4 protein-coding genes and 1 pseudogene are annotated in these 3,140 nt (G+C 66.3%); 1 reads left to right on the forward strand and 4 read right to left on the reverse strand.

Features of this window, described 5'->3' with window-relative positions:
• Nucleotides 1-269, forward strand: a pseudogene (locus AC1DY5_RS48930) (IS630 family transposase); the annotation flags it as partial.
• Here the strand turns inward: AC1DY5_RS48930 and AC1DY5_RS48935 are convergent.
• From AC1DY5_RS48935 to AC1DY5_RS48950, 4 genes are read right to left on the reverse strand one after another with little or no spacing between them, the layout of a single operon-like run.
• Complete coding sequence (locus AC1DY5_RS48935) at nucleotides 258-488, reverse strand: HepT-like ribonuclease domain-containing protein (protein ID WP_478121552.1); 231 nt, start codon at nucleotides 486-488, stop codon at nucleotides 258-260. The pseudogene AC1DY5_RS48930 and the gene AC1DY5_RS48935 sit on opposite strands and share 12 nt — an antisense overlap.
• 42 nt (nucleotides 489-530) lie before the next feature.
• Nucleotides 531-797, reverse strand: coding sequence for a nucleotidyltransferase family protein (locus AC1DY5_RS48940; RefSeq protein ID WP_478121553.1), 267 nt, complete (start codon nucleotides 795-797; stop codon nucleotides 531-533).
• A gap of 31 nt (nucleotides 798-828) precedes the next feature.
• Complete coding sequence (glpK, locus tag AC1DY5_RS48945; protein ID WP_478121554.1) at nucleotides 829-2,322, reverse strand: glycerol kinase GlpK; 1,494 nt, start codon at nucleotides 2,320-2,322, stop codon at nucleotides 829-831.
• 12 nt (nucleotides 2,323-2,334) lie between these two features.
• A complete protein-coding gene (locus tag AC1DY5_RS48950) occupies nucleotides 2,335-3,105 on the reverse strand; it encodes a DeoR/GlpR family DNA-binding transcription regulator (protein ID WP_478121555.1) in 771 nt (256 codons plus the stop codon).
• Between the last annotated feature and the right edge of the window lie 35 nt (nucleotides 3,106-3,140).

The raw sequence follows: 3,140 nt of genomic DNA on the forward strand, positions 1-3,140 counted from the left end.
GGTTTACCCGCCATCCGAGGTTCCACGTGCACTTCACGCCCACTTCGGCTTCTTGGCTCAATCAGGTCGAGCGCTGGTTCGCCACCCTCACCGAGAAGTACATCCGCCGCGGAACCCATCGTTCCACGCGCCAGCTTGAGCAGGCAATCAAGCAGTATCTCGACATCAACAACGCCAAGCCCAAGCCCTTCCAATGGGTCAAGACCGCCGATGACATCCTTGCAAGTGTCGAGCGATTTTGTCTGCGAACTTCTAACTCAGGACACTAGGTTGATCTCGAAGTAGCCATGAGCGATGCGATTGCGCATCCCGCGCATGTTGCGCCACGCAATTTCGGAGTGTGATCGGGCGAATTCTGGGTACCGGTCGACCACCTTTGTCGCAGCCTCGCCGATGATGACGGCCTGCTGCGTTCGTTTGTCCGCCAGAAAGTCCTCCCTGCTCATTCCTTCGACGAAGCTGCACGCATCCTGAGCGGCCTGCTGCATGTGGTCGAGGTAGTCGGGAAGACGGCTTTCGCTCATACGGGGCTAGCCAAGCACCCGCTCGCGAAACTTTGGGGGCCGGTCRCCGGGTGTCTTGATGTCGACTTGTATGCCAAGCAAGTCTTCGAGTTCGTCCTGCAAGCCACCCAGGTCGAAAAGTGTGGTCCGATCGACCAGCAGATCGAGGTCGCTGCCCTCTTCATCCCTGCCATGGAGGATCGAACCGAAGACCCGCGGATTGGTGGTGTGAAAGCGGCTCGCCGCTTCACGAATTGCGCTTCGTTGGCTTTCGAGGGCGATGGATGGCTTCATGGCGTTCCATCTTAGCGAAGCCAGGCCGGATTCACACGAGCGTCGCGCGCCGCACCGCCAGTTCCCACCGCCCCATCGCTTCCTCCGCCTTGGACCGGCTCAGGACCGGCATGAACCGCCTCTCGACGCGCCACAGCTTCGACAACTGCCCCACGTCGCTGTAGACCCCGGTCGACAGCCCCGCCAGGTACGCAGCCCCCAGCGCAGTCGTCTCGGTGACCTCGGGCCGCACCACGGGGATCCCGAGCAGATCCGCCTGGAACTGCATCAGCAGGTCGTTGACGCAGGCCCCGCCGTCCACCCGCAATTCCGCCACCGGCGTGCCGCCTGCCGCCACCGCGTCGCGGCTCATGGCCTGCAGCAGCGCCGCGCTCTGGTAGGCGATGCTCTCCAGGGCCGCGCGCGCGATGTGGGCGACCGTGGTACCGCGGGTCAGGCCGGTGATGGTGCCGCGCGCATCGGCGTCCCAGTAGGGCGCGCCGAGCCCGGTGAAGGCCGGCACCATCATCACGCCGCCGGCATCGGGCACGCTCTCGGCCAGCGCCTGCACCTCGGCGCTGCCCTGGATCGCCTTGAGGCCGTCGCGCAGCCACTGCACCACCGCGCCGCCGACGAAGACGCTGCCTTCCATCGCGAACTGCGGCGTGGCGCTGGTCTGCGCCGCGCTGGTCACCAGTAGGCCGTTGTGTGAAGGCTGGAAGGCGCCGCCCGTGTGCATCAGCAGGAAGCAGCCGGTGCCGTAGGTGTTCTTCGCCATCCCGGCCTCGAAGCAGGCCTGGCCGAACAGCGCGCTCTGCTGGTCGCCCGCGACGCCGCCGATCGGCAGGCTGCGCCCCAGCAGGGCCRTATCGATGTCGGCGAAATGCGCGCTCGAGGGCTTGACCTCGGGCATCAGCGAGGCCGGGATGTCGAGCGCCTTCAGCAGGTCGGCATCCCATTGGTTGCGGTGCACGTTGAACAGCATCGTGCGCGAAGCGTTGCTGACGTCGGTCGCGTGCACCTTGCCGCCGGTCAGCTGCCAGATCAGCCAGCTGTCGACCGTGCCGAAAGCCAGCTCGCCGCGCTCCGCCGCGGCCCGCGCGCCAGGCACGTTGTCGAGCAGCCAGCGCAGCTTGGTGGCCGAGAAGTAGGCGTCGATCACGAGTCCGGTCTTGTCGCGGATGGTGTCGCTCATGCCGTCCGCGCGCAGCCGCGCGCACAGCGGCTCGGCGCGGCGGTCCTGCCAGACGATCGCGTGATGCACCGGCTGGCCGGTCTTGCGGTTCCACAGCAAGGTGGTCTCGCGCTGGTTCGTGATGCCGACCGCATGGATGTCCGCGGCGGCGATCCCTGCCTTCGCCAGCACCTCGCGCGCGGTGGCCAAATGGCGGGTCCAGATCTCTATCGGATCGTGCTCGACCCAGCCGGGCTGCGGATAGATCTGCGTCAGTTCGCGCTGGGCGATGGCGACGATTCGACCGTCGCCGTCGAAGACGATGCTGCGTGAGCTGGAGGTGCCCTGGTCGAGGGCGAGCAGGTAGGTCATGGCAAGAATCCTTCAGCTGTCGCGTGCGATTTCGCAGCGCACATCGGCGCGCGCCAGAAGTTCGGGGAAAGGCGGTGGCGGCTCGGCATCGGTGAAGAGGCAGTCGATCTGCGACAGCTTCGCCAGCTCGATCATCGCCGGCCGGTTGAACTTGCTGGCGTCGGCCGCCAGCCAGACCTCGCGTGCCTGCGCGATGATGGTTTGCGCCACCTTCACCTCGCGCAGGTCGAAGTCGCGCAATGTGCCGTCGTCCTCGATGCTCGAGACGCCGATCAGCGCGATGTCGACTTTGAACTGGCGGATGAAGTCGACCGTCGCCTCGCCCACGATGGCGCGGTCGCGCAGCCGCACCGAACCGCCGGCCACTATCACCTCGCACGACGGGTTGTCGCTCAGGATGCTCGCCACATTGAGGTTGTTGGTGATCACGCGCAGCCCGGTGTGGCGCAGCAGCGCCTTGGCGATCGCCTCGGTGGTGGTGCCGATATTGAGGATCAACGAGCAGTCGTTGGGCACCCGCGCCGCCACCGCGCGCGCGATGCGCGCCTTGCCTTCGGCATGCAGGTTCTCGCGCTGCCGGTAGCCGATGTTCTCGGTGGTCGAGCTCGGCACCCGCACGCCGCCGTGGAAGCGCGTCAGCAGGCCCTCGTCGGCCAGCCGCTGGACGTCGCGGCGCACGGTCTGGAGCGTCACGCCGAGCATCTCGGCCAGCTGCTCGACGGTGATCGAGCCGCGCGAGCGCACGGTGTTGAGCAGCTTGAGCTGGCGGGGATTGGAGTTCACGGGAAATGGGGGAAGCGGCGCGTTCTACTTTAGAA

Source organism: Variovorax sp. P4_D9 (assembly GCF_056401695.1).